Below are 842 nucleotides of genomic sequence, written 5' to 3'. Positions count from 1 at the left end.
GGTTCTGGTGCAAATAGGTAAGCGGGTTGAGAAAGCTCATATAGGTAGGAAAGCTTATCGATCAAACAGGACCGCATTCCATACGGCGGGCGCAGCGGCCTCCTTGAGGCCGAGCTTCGCGAGATCGAACTGCCCCTTGCGAATGCGATGCGTCAACTCAATTCCTGAAATCGTGGTCGCGGCGCTCCCGAATCGCTTGAACCCAAGCATCACGTTCGTTCTTGACTTGATGTGGCGATGGTCTTGCTCGATCACGTTGTTCAGATATTTTGAGGACCGGACCTTCGTGTCTTCAGGCAGCAGACCATCGGTCTTCATTTCGCGCACCGCGCGGTGCGAGGCGGCATAGCCGTCGAGCGTGATGGTCTCCGGCGGCTGGCCCTGACGCTTGATGGCCTTGCTGAAAAAAGCTTTGGCCGCAGCCACGTCGCGTCGGGCTCTGAGCATGAAGTCAACCGTCTGGCCCACCCGATCCACTGCCCGGTACAGGTAGACCCACCTGCCGCGAATCTTCAGGTAAGTCTCATCGACACGCCACGAGCGACCCGCAGGTGTAGCAAAGCGGTTCCAGCGTTTGACGAACTCGGGTGTATACCGCCTCACCCAGCGCAGAATCGTCGTGTGAGCCAGCGACAATCCCCGTTCGGCCATCATCTCGACCAGATCGCGAAAGCTGAGCTTGTAGCGCAGGTACCAGCGAACGCACAGAATGATGATCTCCCGATCAAAATGGCGTCCGCCGAACAACTTCTCCGGACTCTTCAGCTTGCTCATCGCGGCTCGTCGGTTCGTTTTGTTCCGACAACTCTAACCCATTCGCCGGCCCTATTTGCACCAGAGCC

The 842-nt window shown here is 57.7% G+C and carries 1 protein-coding gene; it reads right to left on the bottom strand.

Features of this window, described 5'->3' with window-relative positions; all coding sequences use genetic code 11:
* Nucleotides 1–54: 54 nt before the first annotated feature.
* On the bottom strand, nt 55–774 hold the full coding sequence (locus tag EVC45_RS44910) for an IS6 family transposase (RefSeq protein WP_129964395.1): 720 nt from the start codon (nt 772–774) through the stop codon (nt 55–57).
* Between the last annotated feature and the right edge of the window lie 68 nt (nt 775–842).

Source organism: Paraburkholderia sp. UYCP14C, assembly GCF_004197395.1.
Taxonomy (GTDB): Bacteria; Pseudomonadota; Gammaproteobacteria; order Burkholderiales; family Burkholderiaceae; genus Paraburkholderia.
Note: the sequence above shows the minus strand (reverse complement) of the source record. Positions and strands in the feature narration are given on the sequence as shown.